At 62.5% G+C, this 20,206-nt stretch carries 13 protein-coding genes; 8 read left to right on the top strand and 5 right to left on the bottom strand.

Annotation, left to right across the window (positions count from 1 at the left end; translation table 11 throughout):
• Nucleotides 1-12: 12 nt before the first annotated feature.
• The gene (locus tag LOY37_RS11895; protein ID WP_010223692.1) at nt 13-231 is read left to right on the top strand and encodes a DUF2970 domain-containing protein; all 219 of its coding nucleotides are present in this window, start codon (nt 13-15) and stop codon (nt 229-231) included.
• Between the two features lie 261 nt (nt 232-492).
• Here the strand turns inward: LOY37_RS11895 and LOY37_RS11890 are convergent, their stop codons facing one another.
• Entirely contained in the window at nt 493-1,575 is a 1,083-nt protein-coding gene (locus LOY37_RS11890) for an ABC transporter substrate-binding protein (protein ID WP_045198586.1), read from the bottom strand.
• Between the two features lie 217 nt (nt 1,576-1,792).
• Here LOY37_RS11890 and LOY37_RS11885 point away from each other — a divergent pair, with 217 nt between their 5' ends.
• Together LOY37_RS11885 and LOY37_RS11880 are read left to right on the top strand one after the other, a co-directional pair.
• Complete coding sequence (locus LOY37_RS11885; RefSeq protein ID WP_258716969.1) at nt 1,793-3,445, top strand: nitrite/sulfite reductase; 1,653 nt, start codon at nt 1,793-1,795, stop codon at nt 3,443-3,445.
• Nucleotides 3,429-3,923, top strand: a complete 495-nt coding sequence (locus tag LOY37_RS11880; RefSeq protein WP_045198582.1) for a DUF934 domain-containing protein — start codon at nt 3,429-3,431, stop codon at nt 3,921-3,923. Before LOY37_RS11885 ends, LOY37_RS11880 begins: the two co-directional genes overlap by 17 nt.
• Nucleotides 3,924-3,966: 43 nt before the next feature.
• Here LOY37_RS11880 and LOY37_RS11875 read toward each other — a convergent pair whose 3' ends face one another.
• A complete protein-coding gene (locus tag LOY37_RS11875; RefSeq protein ID WP_258716968.1) occupies nt 3,967-8,862 on the bottom strand; it encodes an NEL-type E3 ubiquitin ligase domain-containing protein in 4,896 nt (1,631 codons plus the stop codon).
• Nucleotides 8,863-8,940: 78 nt separating this feature from the next.
• Nucleotides 8,941-9,960 (bottom strand): protease SohB, encoded by a 1,020-nt coding sequence (gene sohB / locus LOY37_RS11870; protein WP_045198575.1) that lies wholly within the window; start codon nt 9,958-9,960, stop codon nt 8,941-8,943.
• A gap of 196 nt (nt 9,961-10,156) precedes the next feature.
• On the opposite strand from sohB, the gene LOY37_RS11865 reads away from it, so the two are divergent.
• Both LOY37_RS11865 and LOY37_RS11860 read left to right on the top strand, forming a co-directional pair.
• Nucleotides 10,157-10,867 (top strand): histidine phosphatase family protein, encoded by a 711-nt coding sequence (locus LOY37_RS11865; protein WP_258716967.1) that lies wholly within the window; start codon nt 10,157-10,159, stop codon nt 10,865-10,867.
• 56 nt (nt 10,868-10,923) lie between these two features.
• Nucleotides 10,924-11,241, top strand: a complete 318-nt coding sequence (locus LOY37_RS11860; protein WP_258716966.1) for an SCP2 sterol-binding domain-containing protein — start codon at nt 10,924-10,926, stop codon at nt 11,239-11,241.
• A gap of 63 nt (nt 11,242-11,304) precedes the next feature.
• Here LOY37_RS11860 and LOY37_RS11855 read toward each other — a convergent pair whose 3' ends face one another.
• Nucleotides 11,305-16,401 carry a dermonecrotic toxin domain-containing protein gene (locus tag LOY37_RS11855; protein ID WP_258716965.1) on the bottom strand — a complete coding sequence of 1,699 codons (5,097 nt, stop codon included), beginning with the start codon at nt 16,399-16,401 and terminating at the stop codon, nt 11,305-11,307.
• 224 nt (nt 16,402-16,625) lie between these two features.
• On the opposite strand from LOY37_RS11855, the gene LOY37_RS11850 reads away from it, so the two are divergent.
• The 3 genes from LOY37_RS11850 (at nt 16,626) to LOY37_RS11840 (ending at nt 19,405) form a co-directional block, all read left to right on the top strand.
• Nucleotides 16,626-17,693 (top strand): phosphotransferase family protein, encoded by a 1,068-nt coding sequence (locus LOY37_RS11850; protein WP_258716964.1) that lies wholly within the window; start codon nt 16,626-16,628, stop codon nt 17,691-17,693.
• Between the two features lie 22 nt (nt 17,694-17,715).
• Nucleotides 17,716-18,483, top strand: a complete 768-nt coding sequence (locus tag LOY37_RS11845; protein WP_258610488.1) for an SDR family oxidoreductase — start codon at nt 17,716-17,718, stop codon at nt 18,481-18,483.
• A 142-nt stretch (nt 18,484-18,625) separates the two neighbouring features.
• Nucleotides 18,626-19,405, top strand: a complete 780-nt coding sequence (locus tag LOY37_RS11840; RefSeq protein ID WP_045198562.1) for a TSUP family transporter — start codon at nt 18,626-18,628, stop codon at nt 19,403-19,405.
• Here the strand turns inward: LOY37_RS11840 and nudC are convergent.
• Nucleotides 19,373-20,203, bottom strand: a complete 831-nt coding sequence (gene nudC, locus LOY37_RS11835; RefSeq protein WP_045198560.1) for an NAD(+) diphosphatase — start codon at nt 20,201-20,203, stop codon at nt 19,373-19,375. The two genes, LOY37_RS11840 and nudC, sit on opposite strands and share 33 nt — an antisense overlap.
• Between the last annotated feature and the right edge of the window lie 3 nt (nt 20,204-20,206).

Here is a 20,206-nt window from a genome sequence, read left to right as displayed (position 1 = left end):
CAGGAGCCCCTCATGGACGAACCCGCCCAAGGCAAACCCCCGACCTTCTGGCAGATGCTGCAAAGCATCCTGGCAGCGGCCTTCGGGGTGCAAAGCGGCAAGAACCGCGCCCGCGACTTCAACCACGGCAAGGCCAGCCACTTCATCGCGCTGGGCACCGTGTTCACCTTGCTGTTCATTCTGGTATTGATCGGGCTGGTGCAACTGGCCATGCACCTGACCGCCCGCTGAAAAGCAGTCCGCCCGCAGATGTCCATTCTGCGGGCGGTTCACTGTTACCCATCGGGTGATGTCACTGGTGGCTGACCCAGTACACGGCGGTCACTACCACGAGGATGATCAGACAGAGTATCGCCCAGGCATCGACACTGCTGTCAGGCTTACCCGCTTTGGTCGAATTTCCCATTGCATCGCCTCTTGTAGTGTTTATGGGAATGCATGTCACCCGTAGCAGTTAAGTTCAGCAATGGCCATTGCTCAAGCAGGGGTATTTCAATATTCGACCGGGGCGTTGAGAAACGGGTAGCGGTAATCCGGCGCATGGCCCTGAGCGCTGAAACGGTTGAAATCCAGGCCGTAGTCGGCTTGATCCTGCAGGTTCAGCCAGCGCCGGGCCCGTTGCGGGTCGATCATCTGCAGCACCGGCACCTGGTAATCGCGCCGGCCATCTCGGTCGATTGGCAGTTTCAGCGCATCATCGTGCAGTAACACCATGGCCCAGCCGCCGAGGGAAAAGTGCCCGCCCATGAGCACGCTCAGGCGCCCGTCGATGCGCGCCTGCAACGCCGCCGGCGAGCTGTTGACGGCGCTCAGCAGCACATCCTTGCCCGGCACGCGCCCAGCTTCCTCCAGCGCCTGCATGGCGCCAAAGGCCATTTCGTCGTTGGCCGACCACACCAGCTCGACCTTCGGGTAGCGCTGTAACAGCTGGCGGGCCTGTTCGTAGGCACGCTCGCGGCCCCAGCCGCCATACACCACCTGGCGCAGGCGCACCTCGGGGTGCTCGGCCAGGGCGCGGCGCATGCCCTGCTCGCGCAACTGCGAGGCCGGGGTGGTCTTGAGCCCGGAAAACGCCAGCAGTTCCAACGGCCGGGTCACCCCCGGGCGGGCACGCAGGGCAATCAGGGTTTTGAGCATCTGGTAGCCGGCCTGCTCGTCATTGCCCACCAGGGTGGCGAGCAAGGGCGGGTATTTGTCCGGGTGGCTGGCAATCAGCTCGACCTGATTCGGTGTCAGGCCGTTATTGACCAGGAACAGTTTTACCCCGCTGTCGCGGGACAGGCGGATGATCTCCGGAGCAATGTACTGCTCGTTCACCAGCACCAGGTAATCGGGGCGCTGGCGGCCTTCGAGCACTTCACGGGCCTGGGTCAGCGCCAGCTCCGGCCGGCGCTCGCTGTACTGGATACGCAACTGCAGGCCAAGATCGTCGGCGGCAGCCTGCATGAAACGCGAATAACTGACCCAGAAAGTCTCGTTGGAATAGCCCGGATTGAGAAACACCACTGAAGCCGCCTGCGCGCCGGCCACCAGTGGCAGGCTCAGGCAAAGGCTTTGGCACAAGGCCTTGAGCATGCGTTGACGCTCCCGCTATTCAAACCGGCAATTATAACCGCCCGTAGTGGCACATTGGACAAATGCCAGTCAGTCTCACTTAGTCCAAATGGTTCTTTTCATATGCAAAAACTTCACTTTTGCGCATAAACGCAAACTGCTATCTTTCCTCGGCTCCGCACCGGAGTGCGCGGCCGTGCGCGCGATTAGCTGCAAGCAGCTTGAGAACAGGACCCCTATGTACGTATACGACGAGTACGATCAGCGGATCATCGAGGACCGCGTCAAGCAGTTCCGGGATCAGACCAGCCGCTACCTGGCCGGTGAACTGAGCGAAGAAGAGTTCCGCCCCCTGCGCCTGCAAAATGGCCTCTATATCCAACGTTTTGCCCCGATGTTGCGGGTCGCCGTGCCTTATGGCCAGCTGACCTCGCGCCAGACACGGATGCTGGCGAAGATCGCGCGCGACTACGACAAGGGCTACGCCCACATCAGCACCCGGCAGAACGTGCAGTACAACTGGCCAGCCCTGGAAGACATCCCCGAGATTCTGGCCGAGCTTGCCACCGTGCAGATGCACGCGATCCAGACCAGCGGCAACTGCCTGCGCAACGTCACCACCGACCAGTTCGCCGGTGTCGCTGCCGATGAAGTGATCGACCCGCGCCCCTGGTGCGAGATCGTCCGCCAGTGGACCACCTTCCACCCAGAATTCGCCTACCTGCCGCGCAAGTTCAAGATCGCCATCAACGGCTCGAGCAGCGACCGCGCGGCCATCGAAGTGCACGATATCGGCCTGGAGCCTGTGTACAACGCAGCCGGCGAGCTGGGCTTTCGCGTACTGGTCGGTGGCGGCCTGGGCCGTACCCCGGTGGTCGGCGCCTTCATCAACGAGTTCCTGCCCTGGCAGGACCTGCTCAGTTACCTGGACGCGATCCTGCGGGTGTACAACCGCTACGGCCGTCGCGACAACAAGTACAAGGCGCGGATCAAGATCCTGGTCAAGGCGCTCACCCCTGAAGTGTTTGCCGAGAAGGTCGAGGCCGAAATGGCCCACCTGCGCGGCGGCAGCACCACCCTGACCGAAGCCGAAGTGCACCGCGTGGCCAAGCACTTCGTCGACCCGGACTACAAGGCGCTGGACAACCTCGACTTCAGCGAGCTCGAACAGCAGCACCCGGGCTTTGCCCGCTGGCGCACGCGCAACGTGCTGGCGCACAAGCGCCCTGGCTACGTCGCCGTGACCCTGTCGCTCAAGCCTACCGGCGTCGCCCCCGGCGACCTCACCGACAAGCAACTGGATGCGGTGGCCGACCTTGCCGAGCGCTACAGCTTCGGCCAGCTGCGCACCTCCCACGAGCAGAACATCATTCTTGCCGACGTCGAGCAGAGCCAGTTGCACGCCCTGTGGCTGGAACTGCGTGAAAACGGCTTTGCCACGCCGAACATCGGCCTGCTGACCGACATCATCTGCTGCCCGGGCGGTGACTTCTGCTCGCTGGCCAACGCCAAGTCGATCCCGATCGCCGAGTCCATCCAGCGCCGTTTCGACGACCTCGACTACCTGTTCGACATCGGTGAGCTGGACCTGAACATCTCCGGTTGCATGAACGCCTGCGGTCACCACCACGTCGGCCATATCGGCATCCTCGGGGTCGACAAGAAAGGCGAAGAGTTCTATCAGGTCTCCCTGGGGGGCAGCGCCAGCCGCGACGCCAGCCTGGGCAAGATCCTCGGCCCTTCCTTTGCCCAGGACGACATGCCGGATGTGATCGAGAAGCTGATCGACGTCTACGTTGAAAAACGCACCGAAGACGAGCGCTTCATCGACACCTACCAACGTATTGGCATCGACCCATTCAAGGAACGCGTCTATGCAGCGAATCATTAAGAACAACCAGATCGTCGACGAAACCTGGCACCTGCTGCCCAAGGATTTCAACATCGACGAGGTGACCAACTGCGACGACTACATCGTGCCGCTGCAGCTGTGGCGTGAACACGGCCATATGCTCAAGGCCCGCGACGGCGGCCTGGGCGTCTGGCTGGACGCTGACGAAGAAGCCGAAGAAATCGGCGAAGTCGCCAACCAGTTCCAGGTCATTGCCCTGAACTTCCCGGCCTTCACCGACGGGCGCAACTACTCCAACGCGCGCCTGCTGCGTGACCGCTACAAGTTCACTGGCGAGCTGCGCGCCATTGGCGACGTGCTGCGCGACCAGTTGTTCTACATGAAGCGTTGCGGCTTCGATGCCTTCGCCCTGCGTGCCGACAAGGACCCGGTCGAAGCGCTGAAGAGCCTGCAGGACTTCTCGGTGACCTACCAGGCCGCCACTGACGAACCGCAACCGCTGTTCCGTCGTCGCTGAATGTAAACAGGCGCCCGTGCCTGGCTTGGCACGGGCGCCAGGGTTACAGATGGGTAACCTGGTCCGGCACGCTGTTCCAGATATCCGTGGTCAGCGTCTCGATCAAGCGTTGCTCGTCCTCCTTGCGCCTGTTGCCAATGGTTTCCGAGCGTGAGCGGTAAGCCTGATCGCTCATCGACAGCTTGTCGGCGTCCAGCGCTTCCAGCCGGGCAAAGTAAGGCTTGTTGACCTCTTCGAAACGCGTTGCGTAACGCGCCCTGAGAAACTCGATCCAGAAGTCCCGCCCCGCAATACCCGCCTTCAAGGACTCCGGCGTCTCTCCCGCCAGCACCTCGGTAGCAGCGCTGTCCAGTTGCGCGGCGGTGACATTGGCTATGCGTTCGAACAGCATGCATTGCGGCTGCCCCGGCAGGTCCAGGCGTTCAGCCAGCCCGATGCGATACGCCAAACGCACTTCCACATCGTCAACCCGAAGCCGTGCCGCGCGCCGCTCAGCGATATCACCCAAGGCAATCCGCTCCACCGCATCCAGGCGGCTCAAGCCACGGGCCAGGTCGATCAGTGCGTACTCGGCGCCGACCACTGTCCCGGCGCGCTTGGCTTGCTCCACCAGCACCAGCACCTCCAACTGGCTGAACACCAGAATGATGCCATCGCCGCAGGTATCCACGTGATTGGCAAACTCGAACAACGCGGTACGCACATCCTCATAGTCGTTGGCGGCAGCGAGCATGTTCCATACCCGTGCGCGCAGCCCGGGGTAGTCGCGGCGAAAATCGGCGGTATTGCGCAAATCATTGAGCAGGCGGAAGAACTCGCCACTTTGCGGATTTTCAGCCAGCGCACTCCAATACCCATTGATCTTCGCCACCCTGGCCGCATCGGCGCCGGTCAGCCAGTGCGCTGCCGGTGATGCCGGCGCTTGCAGGTGCGGCCCGCGCACGTCCGGCACCAGCTGGAAACTCACGCCGGTACGCTGGCGGTAGGTTTCAAGCCGCGCAAGGCTGGGTGCGTCGACAGGATTGCCATGCAGACTGGTGATGCCGTTGGTCCTCAGCACCTGCGGCGTGTCCTGCAGTACCGCGTCGGGAATATGGCGAATCCGGTTGATACGCAAATCCAGCACAACCAGCCGCTCAAGCTCGAACACCCCGTCAGGCCAGGTGCTGATCTGGGTGCTTCGCAAAGACAGGTTGATCAACTGCGGCATTGTCCCGACAGCAGGTGGCTGGTTCAGCGGATTGTCATCCAGATACAACAGTTTCAGTTGCGTGAGCCGCCCCAGCACAACCTGGGTCGCCTCGGTCATCTCCAGGTTGTTATGGCGTACTTGTAGCCGGGTCAGGCCCTGCAGCTCGCCGATTGCCTCGTCCAACCCGGTCAGGCGGTTGCCGTTGAGATCGAGCCAGCGCAGCCTGCTGAAAGCCCGCAGAAAGCTTGCCGGCACTGATCGCAAGCCCATTGCCGAGAGAACCAGGTCGCCAATGTGACTGAAATCCGCCGTCAACGCTGGCAGCGCTCCCAGGCGCATATTGCCCAGATCCAGACGGTAGCCGATAAAGCGTCCGTCGCCGGCGTGGACACGGGCAGTTTCCCGGCGCCAGGCCTTTTTGATTTGTTCAACTACCCGAATCAGCGCCGGCGAGTTTGCCGGGGCTACCATCGCACCAAACCCTAAATCCTGCTCCTGGCCGGCCCATTGCTTCAACGTTTCACTCAACTGCCGGTACTCTTCTCGACGCTGCTCCAGCGCCTGGGCCTGCTCAACCTCGGTCGCGCCCAGATCCTGAAGCAAACGCTGCGCCTCTTCCGGCTCCAGAATCGGATACAGGCTGCGGACCTGGCTCAACAGGCTGTTGTCGAATCGATTGCCAACCGCGCCACGGCCACTGAGCGGATAGCCGGTACGTCCATCGGCCAAACGCAACGGCGAGCGCAACCAGGGACGTACCGGCTGCTGGCCGAGCAAGCGTGAAGCGCGAAGTCGGTCTGCCGAGGCCAACGCCGCCAGCGTCGCCTGCAAGCGATCCCGCTCGCCAATCTGCAGCCCCAGTGACTGGCGTTCACTGTCCGGCAGTGCCCGCAACAGCGCCCCGGCCATGTCGTCGTTGACGGTCAGTTGGTTGCCTTGCGCATCGAAGGCGCTGTAACGCTGGTCTTTGCGCAGCAGGGTCTTGAGTTCGCCGCTCGGCTCGCCAACCGACGCCAGTAGCTCGCCATCGAACGTTTCGGCACGCACTTGCAGGTGAACCCGGGCAGTCCAGCCCGGCAATTGATCAAGCAGCCGCAGCATCAGCAGGTCACTGTCCAGGCTGGCCAAACGCGGTTGGTAGATCCCCTCGAACGCACGGTTCAAGCGCACCTGGCGCTGGTACAGCCGGGCTTCCTCGGCCAGGCGCAGGGGGATGCGGGCAGACGCACCCTGCATCCGCTCAAGCTCAGCCGGGGTGACGTGACCGACCAGTTCTTCACAGGCTCGCAGCGGGAGCAAGGGAAAGCTTCGTTGCAGCAGTTGCACTTGTGCGTTCACCTGCTCGCCAGAGGTGGCATAAACGCTCCAGAATATCGCCGAGCGCCTCCATTCGGCACGCCCAGCCAACTTGTTACGCAAGATCTGCAGGCGCTCAGTCGGCTGCACATGGACACCGAGCATGCGGTTGATGGTTTGCTCGTCAACGCGCTGCAATATGGCTTCGGGCAACTGGTTGGCATAAAGCTCACTCACCAACACTTTGAAAGTGTTTGCATCAGGCCAGCGATCGAGGCCATAAACCCTCGAATCGCCCCATAACTCAGGGCCCTGGAACACCTCGATCGGCAGATTCAGCCAGTTGGGCAGTTCGGTGGCCAGTACCACGGCAAAGTCCCGGCCCACGCCGCCCGGCGAGCCGCTGCGCAGGTTGCCGATCCAGGTTTCGAGCTGGCGGTCCAGGCGTAAACGCTGCAAGGTATCGGCCAGCACCGGTGGCAGTGGTTGCTGCGTGGCATAGATGGCGCGCAGGACATCATCGCTGACCCCGCTGATATCGGCCGCCTGCAGCCGCTCGGCGTCGCTGAGCCCCTCAGCGGCATGCCCCAGTCGTTGCAACAACTGCAGGCGGCTCCAGCCCAGTGGCTGCTCGCCGATCACCCGCCAGTTGCCCTGGCCATTGTGTTCAAGCACAGGCCGGTATGCCGATGGGTCTGCCGGATGGAGGATGCTCCACTGCCCGGTTTCGTTTGTCGCCACGGCGAAAGTGCCGTCGCCCAGGCGGATGTAGCGCTCGCCCTCGACCAGGTAGTGACCGTTGCTGTCGGGCTCGATCCCTTGCAGGTCGATGTCCTGGGTGTAGTCGCCCAGCGCAGGCTGCCACAAGCGCAATTGACCATCGGGCAGCCTGACCTTGACCAGGCCATTGATCGCTTCGCTGGCCGCAACCGGCTCGAGGGCCCTGCCGGCAAGGCCCAGCCCGGCGATGAAGGCCACATTGAGGCCGACCGATTCAAGGTGCGTCCAGGCCTCGGCCAGCTCGCCAGCCTCCCAGGCGTGGGCACCTTCGACCACCTCGCCGATCAGTTGCGCCGCCGCCACGGCGGCCATCACCGCCCCGAGCGAGGGGACAAAAAACGCTGCGGCATTGAGCAGGTTGAAACCGATCGACTCCCAATAAGCCAGGCGCTCGCGCCAGGCCTGGTCATCGGCGTCGGCGCTGGGCACGGCCAGGGCCCGCGCCTCATCCTTGATCTTCTGCAGGTGACGGTCCTGCAGGTAGCCAAACAGTTCCTGGTCGATGAAGGTCTCGCGCACATGCAGGTTGGCGTCCGGGTTCGGCCGCCGCCAGTGCAGGCCGTCGCCATCATTGACCAGGTGATACAGCGCCTCCTCCAGCCGTTTCAATACATGCTGCTGCGATTGGTGGGCAACATAACCGCGCAACAGCGACTGGTACGCGGGTTTGCGCAGCAGGACCTTCAGATCGTCGCTGGCGGCCTTGACCGACGGGTACTCCTTGAGCGCCGCGCCCGGCGCCCCCGGCAGGTAGAGGATCACCGGCTCGACGCGATTGTCGTTGCGCTCAGGCCCGATCACCAGCACATCGGACAGCGGCGCTTCGAACATGCTCAGCTGGCTGCAACGCACGGGCTTGCCATTCCAGCGCGGCGCCCGCACGCCACTCAACAGATCGAGCAAGGCCTGACGTCCCCGCTCGCTGATCTGTTTTTTCATGAAGGCGACCTGCAGGTTCACCCTTAACTGATCCTTGTACAGCTCGATTGCCAGGCTACGACGCAGGGCGCTGCTGGCCGGTGTCTCGAACACTTCGCTCAGGTGCCGCTGGTATTGCCCGCCCAGGTCCAGGTCATGGCATACGCGGGCAAACGCCTGGGGTTCGATATCGAGCTTTTGCGTGTAGCGATAGCGAAAACGCGGGTAGCCCTGCTCGGTCCCCGGTATCAGTTCAAGAAAGAAAGCGTCCTTGGGCGCCAGCGCAGTGCCGGCTTCAAACTCGCTGCCGGCGGCAAAGTTCTGCAATGCCGCCTGCATCAGGCTCTGGCGGCGCGGGACAGTCCTGAGCATTGACCCCAGCAGCACCGATTCACGCTCGATGTGCACGAACTCATCGAAGTCGACATCAGGCTCGGCCCCGAGCTCGGCTTTGAGCCGGGCCTTGAGCAAGGGCTCGCAAAACGCGCCGATGCCTTTGAGGTCTTTCAGCTCACGGGCCAGGCGCTGGCCGGAGCGGCGGCTGCTCTGCTGGTAATCGACCAGTAGCGTTTGTTCCGCTGCGCTGGCAGTCGCAAACCAGTCTTGCTGCTCGCGGCCATGCTGCTGCGCCAGCAACTGCGCGCCCATGCGCTCGAAGTCTTCGGGCCTGGCATGGCGAAGCCAGGCCGGCAGGCGTTGCGAAATGAACGGGCCATGCGGGCCGGGAACGGATAGTGAAGCGGGGGTGGTCATGGCAAGTCTCCTGTTGGCTTGAATGCCTAGGAGACCTGCCGCAAGCACCGCCAGGGTGCTAATTAATGCTTGGGCCGGTTACCACAGCCGGCCACTGAGACGGCTCCAGAGCTTGACCGCCAGGTGCTCGAGCGAACCGCTGGCCGCCAGGCCCACACGCTCTTGCAGGCTTTTGCGCTCGGCAAAGTGCAGCTGATAGAGGTTGGCCTCGCGGGCGCGCTGGCTCAGGTACTCGTCGCTGGTCATCAACTGGTCGACCAGTTGCTTGTTCAGCGCGGCAACGCCGAGCCAGACCTCACCGGTGGCAACATCATCGATGTGCAACTGCGGGCGGTAGCGCGAGACGAAGTCCTTGAACAACTGGTGGGTGATGTCCAGGTCTTCCTGGAACTTCTCCCGGCCTTTTTCGGTGTTCTCGCCGAACACGGTCACGGTGCGTTTGTATTCACCGGCGGTGAACACTTCGAAGTCGACGTCGTGTTTTTTCAGCAGGCGGTTGACGTTGGGCAACTGCGCCACCACGCCGATCGAACCAAGGATGGCAAAGGGTGCGCTGACGATCTTGTCGCCGATGCAGGCCATCATGTAGCCACCACTGGCGGCGACCTTGTCGATGCACACGGTCAATGGCACGCCAGCCTGGCGAATACGCGCCAGTTGCGAGGCCGCCAGGCCATAGCTATGGACCATCCCACCGCCGCTTTCAAGGCGCAGCACCACCTCGTCCTGGGCCGTGGCCAGGCTCAGCACCGCGCTGATTTCATGGCGCAGGCTCTCGGTGGCCGAGGCCTTGATGTCGCCGTCAAAGTCGAGGACGAACACCCGGCTTTTTTCTTCGGGCTTTTTCTTCAGTTGTTTTTCGGCCTTGGCCTGCTGCTTGCGCAGGGCTTTTAACTGGGCCTTGTCCAGCAAGCTGCTTTCCAGGCGCTCACGCAAGTCCTTGTAGAACTCATTGAGCTTGTTGACCTGCAACTGCCCGCCGCCCTTGCGCCGGCCCTTGCCACGCAGACCGGCAATCGCCGAGAGGACAATCAGAATCGCGATCACCAGGGTCGCGGTCTTGGCGAGAAAGCTTGCGTACTCTGCAAGAAACTCCACAGTAACTCCTTAACATGCCTGCGCCCGTGCGGCGCGAACCGATAGTCAAGCATACCGAGGCCGCCCTGCCCCTGCCAGTGCAGGAAATCTTCGGCAATGCAGTTCAAACGCTCTTTTCAAACGCTTGTATGTTTTTTCGTTGACAGCCTGACAGCGGCAACCTAACCTCGGCTCATCCTTAGCGCAGGCGGACGACGTGGGCAGTATCTACCTGATTCGACATGGCCAGGCTTCATTTGGTGCAGACGACTACGACGTCCTCTCGCCCGTGGGCATGCGCCAGAGCGAGGCCCTGGGCGAGCACCTGGCGCAACTGGGCTTGCGCCTGGACCGCTGCCTGGCCGGCGACCTGCGCCGCCAGCAGGACACCGCGCGCCTGGCCATGGCTGTGATGCACAACGCCGGTTGCGAAGTGCCCACGCTGGAGACCGACAATGCCTTCAACGAATTCGATGCCGACGGCGTGATCCGCGGCCTGCTGCCTGGCCTGTTGCCGGACGAGCCCGAAGCCTTGCACGTGCTGCGCAACGGCACTCAGAACCGCAGCGAGTTCCAGCGCCTGTTCGCCTTGCTGGTGCAGCGCTGGCACGTCGGCGAACACGCCTGCGAAGGCGCCGAGAGCTGGCAGGGCTTTGTCCAGCGGGTCGATGGCGGCCTGCAGCGGGTGCTGCAACAGGCCGGCAACGGCGACAACATTGCCATTTTCACCTCGGGCGGCACCATTGCCGCCCTGCTCCACCTGGTAACCCGTATCACTGCCGGCCAGGCTTTCGAGCTGAACTGGCAGATCATCAACACCTCGCTCAGCCAACTGAAGTTTCGCGGCCGCGAGGTGGCCCTGGCTTCCTTCAACAGCCAGGCCCATGTGCAGCTGTTGAAGGCGCCGGAGCTCATCACCTACCGATGAACCCCGGCTCGTTGTGACCTCACCCGTCACGCAAATCACTTAATAAGGAACACACCATGAGCGATGTAGCAAAAGCCGTCGAAGCGATGAAAGCCAAGTTCAACCCAGACGCCGCCGCCGGCCTGGACCTGGTATTCGGTTTCAACATCACTGACGAAGACAAGCACTACGCCCTCATCGTCAAGGATGGCACCTGCGAAATCCAGGAAGGCGAAAACGCCGACGCCAACTGCACCCTGGTGCTGGACAGCGACACCCTCAAGGGTATCGTCAGCGGCGAAACCGACGGCATGCAGGCCTTCATGGGCGGCAAACTGCGCGTTGAAGGCGACATGATGCTGTCGATGAAACTGAGCGAGCTGTTCCCGGCCTGACCGGCTGGCAGCGAAAAAAAACCGAAGCCTGGGCTTCGGTTTTTTTTGCCGCAAATCGCTGTGTCAGGCCGGCGGCACCGGCGCGATGACTTCCTCGGTCAATGTCTCGGTCAGCGCTGCACGCTGCTGACTGACAAGAGACTCCAGTCTGCCACGCCATTGCGGCATGCGCTCAGAATCCTGGGCCACCGTCGCAACCGACGCTGGCTGGACCTCCATGGCCATGGCCAACAGGTTTCTTACCTCATCGTCCAGTGTCTCTGGCTGCTGGCTCCCTTGAGCCAAGGCATTGAGGTAGTCCCTGGCCATTCGCGCACGCTCATTGAGCAGCCCATGACGCGCCGGGAATACTGCACGCAGATAGCCGGCCCAGTAGCCTTCACTGCGAAGCCAACGATTCAGATCAGTGGCTTCGCTGCGCGACACCGCATCCAGCGCCGCTTGCAGATGGTTTTCAGTGATCCAATCGTGGGTGGTGCGGATCGTGCGCCCCAGCAATGGCAGGGTCATCGACAAACGCTGGACCAACCTGAAGTGGAAGTCCTCGAACACCTGGTACAGGTCAATCGCCCGCCCTGGCTGGCGCCACTCATGAAAATGCGTCTCGATGTGACGAAGCAAGGCGCGAGAGCGGCCGCGCAAACGCCCTTGGGCAATCAATACACTACGTGCGTCCCCCCTATTGTGGATCGCTCGTTGCGCCAGTGCGTACTCCAGCACCTGGTCAAGGATGTAAAAGTCATCACGCGCCTCATTGGTGTAGCGCACCACGGCCCTGCAAATCGCGTCGCGCAAGACCTGCTGTTCATACATCAGATCAAATAGCGACTGCACCTGTTGCAAGAATGCATCACGGCTGAGCCTGGCGGATTCGGTACGACCCATGCGCTCAAGCACATCGAAAAGCAGGCCCATGCCGAAGCTCTGGCTGAGGCGCACAATCTGCCAGCGGGCTCTTTGCAAAGCATCGCCACCTTCGAACAGGTTCATGAGCGGTTCACGCTGTGCCGACTCCACCGCCCGATGGGGATTACCGACAGCAGCCATTTCCGCCTCTACCCTCACGCGTTCAGTTTGGGGCAGGTACGACAGCGTCAGCCTTAATCCCGGTACACGTCCAGCCCCTTCCGGAACTTGGGTGAAGTGGTTCTCCAGCAGCGAAGCCAGGGTCAAAGCAGGCAAGGTTTCAAGGCCCTGCGGCCACTCGGTGATTCCGGTCTGGTCGAGGCGCAATCGCTGTAGCCCCGTCAGGTTGCCCAGATGAGGCGCCATCCCCAGGGGGTTGCCGGAGAGGTCAAGATGCTGCAAGCGGGTCAGTCCCTGCCACTGCTCTACGGTGTCGGCGTCGAGGGTGATGTGGTTGTCGATCAGCAATAGCCACTGCAGCTGCGTCAACTGCGCCAATGCCCCGGCTTCGAACAGGGCCTGGCTATCAAAGATGGACAATACCCTGAGGGTTTCGATGGCCGCCAGTGCCGCCAGATGCTCCGCGCTCCAGCGTATCGGGACAGGTGTGGCAAACTCGATGTACAAGGCTGTCAGACTCGTCGAGTGACGCAGCGGCGCCAACGCTTCGGGGCCCATGCCCGGACAGGCAAGGCGCAGATATTCCAGCACCGGCAACTGGCCGATGTCGGCAGGCAAGGATTGCAGCACGATCCCTTCGATCTGCAGGTCGCGCAGATTGGGGAATGCGCGCAGAAAACCTTCGGGAATACTGGTGATATCCAGGACACTGAGCACCAGAACCTCTACCCCTGCCAGCTCACCGTTCAATACTGGCAGGCTGTCGAGCGCCAGCCCGCTCAGGCGCAACTCAATGCCACCCGACGGTAGCCTGATGACCCGGTCCTCGACCGTGCGAAAGCGCCACGCAGCGCTGAGCAATTGGGCGACCCGCTGGCGTTGCTCGCGCCCCGACCAGTAACGCTGGTCATGCCCGTGCAGCACGATTTCGAAAGCACCGCCCTCCACCCAGTTGTCCAGCGAAACGCTAAATGCAATCGAAGCGCGCTCAAGCGCTGCCACCGCTTGTTCACTCTGTTGCGCGCTGCCGGTCAGGCGTTCGAGCCGCACAGCAATCTGTTCAGGCGTGTCATCGACGAACATGGCCTCCAGGCGCTGTTGCGGTGTACGCGAGCCGAACAACCGGTTGATCGCGCTACTGCCCGGGTACGCCCGACGCCCCGCCACCGCAGGCAAACTGGCGCTCAACCAGACAGGCGGCGCGGCGATCCCCAGCAGCCCGCGCGCACGGTCCGGCTGCTCGGTCGCCAAGTCACGCAGCCTGCGGCGCAACGCTTCGGCACTGGCCATGGAGGTTGGCAAGGCGTTTCTCGTGAGTGCCGGCAAGGCGGCGAACAGGCAGGCAAAAAAGCCATAGCTTGCGCTGGCGAAACTACCCAGGTTCAGGCCCCCTGCATCGTACAGTTCCCAGCGCTGCTCCATGCGCACCAGTACACGGCTGTTGGTTGCGCTGAGCTCTCCGATGCTCGATACCAGTGCCCCTGTGCGGGTCGATTCACGCAGCTCCAGGCGCAATCGCCCAGGCCAGCCGGGCAGATGCTCCAGCAAGTTCAACGCCAGTACCTGAGTATCATTGTTTTGTAGATAGCCAAGCTCGAAGTCGGTGAACGCCCGACTGAGCCGAACCCGGCGCGAGACTTCCACCACACGCTCGGTCAACGCCAGGGAGGGCTCTTGTCCGGCCTGCCAACGTGCCCGTTCGCGAACATCGACATCGCGCAAAACTTGCGCAGCAACGGCCCGGGTCAAGCCAGGGAACAGGCGCTGCAAGGTGGCCAGCGCCTGCTCGTCATCCACCGCGACATCCAACAGGGAAGGCGTAGGATTCTGGTAGAACTGGTCGAAAAGAGCCCGACGCACTCGTTCCAGACCGTTTGCCAGGTCCGCGCACACCGAGGCTCGCCGGGATGCACTGTCATCTTCGCGCTCATCTTCGTCGTCGCTCAGGTCGCGCCGGCGCCGTGGCGCGTCTTCCAGCACCTGGACCACCTTGTCGATCAAGCGATTATGCTGCAGGTCGGCCCGCGCCACTTTCAAGGGCTCTACCCCCTCTTGCGCGCTGCCGTGGACCTGCAGCGGTTCCCCCCAGAACTCGACGCTGTCATACAGCTCGATCGTTTTGCCCTGTGGCCAGTTCGGCAACTGCACCAGTATTTGCGCTACCTGCGCGTAGTCCTCAGCCAGCAGATTGCCTTTGCGGGCGCGATTGACCAAGCCCAGTACCTGGCGGTCAACGGCAAGGCGGATCAGGGTTTCATGCAGTACACCGGGTATCGGCTGGTCGTCACGGAAAACCTGCTGCAGTTCCTCGGTGGTCACGCCACTGATTTCGCCAAGCAAATGCAGCTCGGCGGCAGCAAAGCGCTCGACCAGATGCCCCAGGCGCCGCAGCAAGGTTGCCTTGCTCCAGCGCTGGGGCTGCTCCATCACATGGTGCCAGGCACCCTGGCCGTTATGCTCCAGCGCCGGACGAAACAGCGACGAATCCCTGGGGGAGACAATTCGCCACTTGTCCAGCGCGGTGTCTTTCTCGATCTGGTAGATATCGCTGTCGATCCGCACCCACTGTTTGCCGTCGACGTCATAGATGCCGTTGGAGCGGTTGGGCGCCAGTTGGTTCTTCCAGCGAACGTTGCGCGCATAGGGCAGCAGATCGGGATGCCACAGTTGCTCGCGGCCATCGTCCAGGCGCACGAGGACCAGGCCGGCCATGGCCGAGGGCACCGACAGCTCGTCCTCCTCTTCACCGTCTGCAATCGCAGCATTGAGCAGGATCGCCCGCAAGAACGCTTGACCGCTTTCCTGCACCCTTACACTCCAGTGATCGGCACCATGGAAGAAGTGCGTCAGCAGCTTTGCCGCCAACACGGCGATAAACGCAATGCCCAGGACCGGCATGAACAGCGTCGCCCCGCCCAGGACCGCCAAACTGGTGTTGTAGCCTTTGTCCAAGTCGCCTCGGGAGATGTCGTCAGTGTCCTGAGTGCTCACCACCAGCGCCGCCGATTCGTCGCGGATGAACTGGACGCATTCACTGTAGAGCACATCGAACAGCTCCCGGCGCACATCCACTTGCTGCCAATGCTGAGCGCGGTGCAGGCTGATCGGATCGACCAGCAGGTCAAGGAACGCTGGCCGCTCCTTGATCGTGACAAAACGCGCCAGGAACAGCCGAAACTCCCGGTCGGCCAGGCGGCCGATCAGGTCGCTCTTGAACGCTTCCAGCGAGGCATACTGTTTGAGCGGATGCAGCGGGTCTGCGGGGATGTGGACGATGCAGGGGACGGTCGCGGTGGCGTCGGTAACGGAGGGCGCAATGATCACAATCTGCGTCAATGCCACACCGAACAGAGCCAGACGGCTGCACTGGCTGGCGTTGAAAGGATTGGTCCGGGCCAGACCGACCTTCAGTGGCGAATCGACCCGCGCGTCAGCGGACTGCCTCAACAAGGCCAACACGGCGGCATAACCCTGTTCGTCGATGTCGCCCTTGATGCGTGCGATATTGGCTTCTACCTCCATGAGATCGCGCATCGCTGTCTTCTTCTTGTTGCGCAGCACCTCCTTGTCGCTTGCGTTGCTCAACACGCTTTCCAGGTGTGCCTGGTAGCGCTTGCCCAGGTCCAGCTCGCGGCACCCTGCGGCGAAATCGGCGGCGGAGATCGGCAACAGGTCAGGATAAGGCGGCGCACTGTCGGTTGCAGTCAGCACGCTGGTCTTGTCGCTTTTCAAGGCAGCCAGCTCATCACTGCTGAAGTTCTTCAACACCGCCTCGAACAGCGAAACACTGGAGATCTTGAAGCCAGCCGTACGCAGCACGAAACGAGCCTCAAGGATATCTGCAGACGCCTGGAAGCGTGTCTGCAGCCACTGTTCAAGCACTGGCTTGCAAAATTCATAGGCGCTTTGCAGGTTGGCAAATGCTTTGGCAGCTTCGTGGCGCGAAGCATGGCTGCGGGCCTGGCTGGCATGCAGGGCGTTACGCATGGGTCGCGAAGCGCCAGTCAACCATTGCGGCTGGCTGGTAGTGGCGCTGTCGGGCAGCATGGCGGCCAGTTCGGTGCGTTTGAGCTGCGCAATCCAGGAGGGGACGCGTGCCTGCATGAAGGCCACGTTGGGGTGAGAAGATGGCATGGTGTACGTCACTCTGGCGGTTGGGGAAACGCCAGTTGAATTCAACCCGCACGCTTCGGGGCGTTAGATATATGTAGCGCTTGCCGGTCACGGCGGCGCAGACACATCAGGCTCAGTGATCGCAGCGCAACACAGTGGTCTATAACAGCGGGACAACGCTTGTTAGGGGATGGGCAAGCCATTAGATTGCCAATGATCCTCCCCTCCGATCATAAGGGAAACGCATGACGCTCACCGACCAGTCCACCCAGGTCCGCCCCGGCGAAGAACTTGATGCCGCAGTGATCGACCCTTATCTGAAAGCGCATATCCAGGGCCTGGCCGGTGCGCCGACCATCAGCCAGTTCCCCGGTGGTGCCTCGAACCTGACCTACCTGGTGCAATACCCCGGGCGCGAGTTTGTGTTGCGTCGCCCGCCGTTTGGTCACAAGGCCAAATCCGCCCATGACATGGGCCGCGAGTTTCGCATCCTCAACCAGCTCAACAGCGGCTTCCCCTACTGCCCCAAGGCCTACGTGCATTGCACCGACGAGTCGCTGATCGGTGGCGAGTTTTATGTCATGGACCGGGTCAAGGGCATCATCCTGCGCTCGGACCTGCCGCCGGAGCTGGGCCTGGATGCCCAACGCACCGAGGCCCTGTGCAAGAGCTTCATCGAGCGCATGGTCGAGCTGCACCAGGTCGACTACAACGCCTGCGGCCTGGGCGACCTGGGCAAGCCCGAAGGCTACGTGCAACGCCAGATCGAGGGCTGGGCCAGCCGCTACGAAAAAGCCCTGACCGCCGATGCGCCACGCTGGGAAAAGGTCATCGCCTGGCTGCGCGAGAAAATGCCGGCCGATCACCCCAAGCCTGCCATCGTGCACAACGACTACCGCTTCGACAACGTCATCCTCGATGCCGACAACCCCATGCGCATCATCGGCGTGCTCGACTGGGAAATGACTACCCTGGGCGATCCGCTGATGGACCTGGGCAACACCCTGGCCTACTGGATTCAAGCCGACGATCCGGCACCGGTGCAACTGATGCGCCGCCAGCCAAGCAACGCCCCGGGCATGCTGAGCCGCCAGCAGTTTGTCGACTACTACGGCGAACGCGCCGGGATCAAAATCGACAACTACGACTTCTACTACACCTACGGCCTGTTCCGCCTGGCCGGCATCGTTCAGCAGATCTACTACCGGTTCTTCCACGGCCAGACCCAGGACAAGCGCTTCGCCCAGTTCATCCACATGAACACGCTGCTGGAGCACATGAGCCTGCAGGTCATCGGCAAGTCCCCACTCTGACGACTCCAACAAGGAAAAGACCATGTCCAAGACCCAACTGTTCGACCTCGACGGCAAAGTCGCCTTCGTCTCCGGCGCCAGCCGCGGTATCGGCGAGGCCATCGCCCATCTGCTGGCCCAGCAAGGCGCCCATGTGATCGTTTCGAGCCGTAAACTCGACGGCTGCCAGCAGGTCGCCGAGGCGATCATCGCCGCCGGCGGCAAGGCCACCGCGGTTGCCTGCCACATCGGCGAGATGGAGCAGATCAGCCAGGTCTTCGCCGGCATTCGCGAACAGTTCGGGCGCCTGGACATCCTGGTCAACAACGCCGCCACCAACCCGCAGTTCTGCAACGTGCTGGACACTGACCTTGGCGCCTTCCAGAAGACCGTCGACGTCAACATCCGCGGTTACTTCTTCATGTCGGTGGAAGCCGGCAAGCTGATGCGCGACAACGGTGGCGGTAGCATCATCAACGTCGCCTCGATCAACGGCGTTTCGCCGGGGATCTTCCAGGGCATCTACTCGGTGACCAAGGCGGCGGTGATCAACATGACCAAGGTCTTCGCCAAGGAATGCGCGCCGTTCGGTATCCGCTGCAACGCCCTGCTGCCAGGCCTGACCGATACCAAATTCGCCTCGGCGCTGGTCAAGAACGATGCGATCCTCAACACCGCGCTGCAACAGATCCCGCTCAAGCGCGTGGCCGACCCGAAAGAGATGGCCGGCGCGGTGCTGTACCTGGCCAGCGACGCGTCGAGCTACACCACTGGCGTGGCGTTGAATGTCGACGGCGGCTTTTTGTCCTGATGAAAGCATCGCGGGGCAGGCCCGCCCCTACAGTAGGAGCGGGCTAGCCCCGCGATGAGGCCCTGACAGACAGCCCCGATCTCCATTACCATATCGACCCTTCGGCGCAGCCCTTCTGCGCCCAGTCGATTAAGCCCACGCCATGCCTTTCGAACTCAGCGTAGACCCCACCACCCTGGCGATTCTTGCCGCCGTCGCTTTCGTTGCCGGTTTCATCGATGCCATTGCCGGCGGTGGCGGCCTGCTCACCACCCCGGCGCTGCTCACCGCCGGCATGCCACCGCACCTGGTGCTGGGCACCAATAAACTCAGCTCGACCTTCGGCTCGGCCACCGCCGGCTTCACCTACTACCGGCGCAAACTGTTCCACCCGGCGCAGTGGCGTCATGCCCTGGTCGGTACTTTTATCGGTGCCCTGATCGGTGCGGTGGTGGCCCACTACCTGCCGGCCGAATGGCTGAACAAGATGCTACCGGTGATCGTCTTTCTCTGTGGCGTGTACCTGCTGTTCGGCGGCACGCCCAAGGCGCCGCTGGATGCCGATGCGCCGGTGAAAAAGAAGTGGCAGATCCCCCAGGGCTTCACCCTGGGCTTCTACGACGGCGTGGCCGGCCCAGGCACCGGCGCGTTCTGGACCGTCAGCACGCTGCTGCTCTACCCCATCGACCTGGTCAAGGCCAGCGGCGTGGCGCGCAGCATGAACTTCGTCAGCAACGCCGCGGCCTTGTCGGTGTTTATCTTCTCCGGCCAGGTCGACTGGCTGGTGGGCCTGTCGATGGGCTCGGCGCTGATGGTCGGCGCGTTCTTCGGCGCGCGCACCGCCATCAGCGGCGGCAGCAAGTTCATCCGCCCGGTGTTCATCACCGTGGTGCTGGCACTGACCGTGCGCCTAGCGTGGCAGCACTGGTTCGGCCAGGCCTAGGCGGCGAGCCACGTACAGGTCGATCAGATAGCGCGCAATCGAACGCCCCGCCGGCAACGGCGGTAGCGCATCGACGCGAAACCACTGGGCGTCCTCGATCTCGTCCGGCTGCATGACGATCTCGCCGCCGGCGTACTCGGCATGAAAACCGAGCATCATCGAATGGGGGAACGGCCAGCACTGGCTGCCGACGTACTGAATGTTCTGCACCTCGATCGCGACCTCTTCGCGCACTTCGCGCACCAGGCAGTCTTCGGCCGATTCGCCAGGCTCGGCGAAGCCTGCCAGGGTGCTGTACACGCCGCTGACAAAGCGCGGTGAACGGGCCAGGAGGATTTCGTCGCCACGGCTGATCAGCACGATCATGCTCGGCGAGATGCGCGGGTAGCTGCGTAAATCACACGGCGCGCAGTACATCGCCCGCTCCCAGTGGATTTGCTCCATGGCCTGGCCGCAACTGCCACAGAAGCGGTGCTCGCGGGCCCAGGTGCCGATCTGCGCGGCATAGCCAAGAATCTTGTAGGTCTCGAAGTCGCCTTCGAGCATGAACTGACGCAAGCCGCGCCAGCTGCAGCCGGCTACCGCCTGCGGGCTGCGCAACTCCAGAAGGAACACCGGCTGGCCATCGAAATGGCCGATGCCGTGCTCGCAAAGCACGTCCAGCGCCTGGCGCTTGAGCCAGTCGCGCGGGAACAGCGCGCCGTTGTCATCGACCAGAAAACCCTCGCGGCTGCGGGCAACCGCCCAGCCGCCGGTGAGGTTTGTGTCCAGTACTGCGGTGGTCCAACGCGCTGACATGTG

It is taken from the genome of Pseudomonas sp. B21-012 (assembly GCF_024749305.1).
Taxonomy (GTDB): Bacteria; Pseudomonadota; Gammaproteobacteria; order Pseudomonadales; family Pseudomonadaceae; genus Aquipseudomonas.
The sequence above is the reverse complement of the archived record's forward strand: the minus strand, read 5'-3'. Positions and strand labels throughout refer to the sequence as shown.

Bases quoted from the DNA above. Each gene is read 5' to 3' on its own strand.
- LOY37_RS11850 (WP_258716964.1), top strand. From the start codon at position 16,626: ATGACGCTCACCGACCAGTCCACCCAGGTCCGCCCCGGCGAAGAACTT.
- LOY37_RS11855 (WP_258716965.1), bottom strand. From the start codon at position 16,401: ATGCCATCTTCTCACCCCAACGTGGCCTTCATGCAGGCACGCGTCCCC.
- LOY37_RS11880 (WP_045198582.1), top strand. From the start codon at position 3,429: ATGCAGCGAATCATTAAGAACAACCAGATCGTCGACGAAACCTGGCAC.
- nudC (WP_045198560.1), bottom strand. From the start codon at position 20,203: ATGTCAGCGCGTTGGACCACCGCAGTACTGGACACAAACCTCACCGGC.
- LOY37_RS11860 (WP_258716966.1), top strand. From the start codon at position 10,924: ATGAGCGATGTAGCAAAAGCCGTCGAAGCGATGAAAGCCAAGTTCAAC.
- LOY37_RS11840 (WP_045198562.1), top strand. From the start codon at position 18,626: ATGCCTTTCGAACTCAGCGTAGACCCCACCACCCTGGCGATTCTTGCC.
- LOY37_RS11890 (WP_045198586.1), bottom strand. From the start codon at position 1,575: ATGCTCAAGGCCTTGTGCCAAAGCCTTTGCCTGAGCCTGCCACTGGTG.
- LOY37_RS11845 (WP_258610488.1), top strand. From the start codon at position 17,716: ATGTCCAAGACCCAACTGTTCGACCTCGACGGCAAAGTCGCCTTCGTC.
- LOY37_RS11885 (WP_258716969.1), top strand. From the start codon at position 1,793: ATGTACGTATACGACGAGTACGATCAGCGGATCATCGAGGACCGCGTC.
- LOY37_RS11875 (WP_258716968.1), bottom strand. From the start codon at position 8,862: ATGACCACCCCCGCTTCACTATCCGTTCCCGGCCCGCATGGCCCGTTC.
- LOY37_RS11895 (WP_010223692.1), top strand. From the start codon at position 13: ATGGACGAACCCGCCCAAGGCAAACCCCCGACCTTCTGGCAGATGCTG.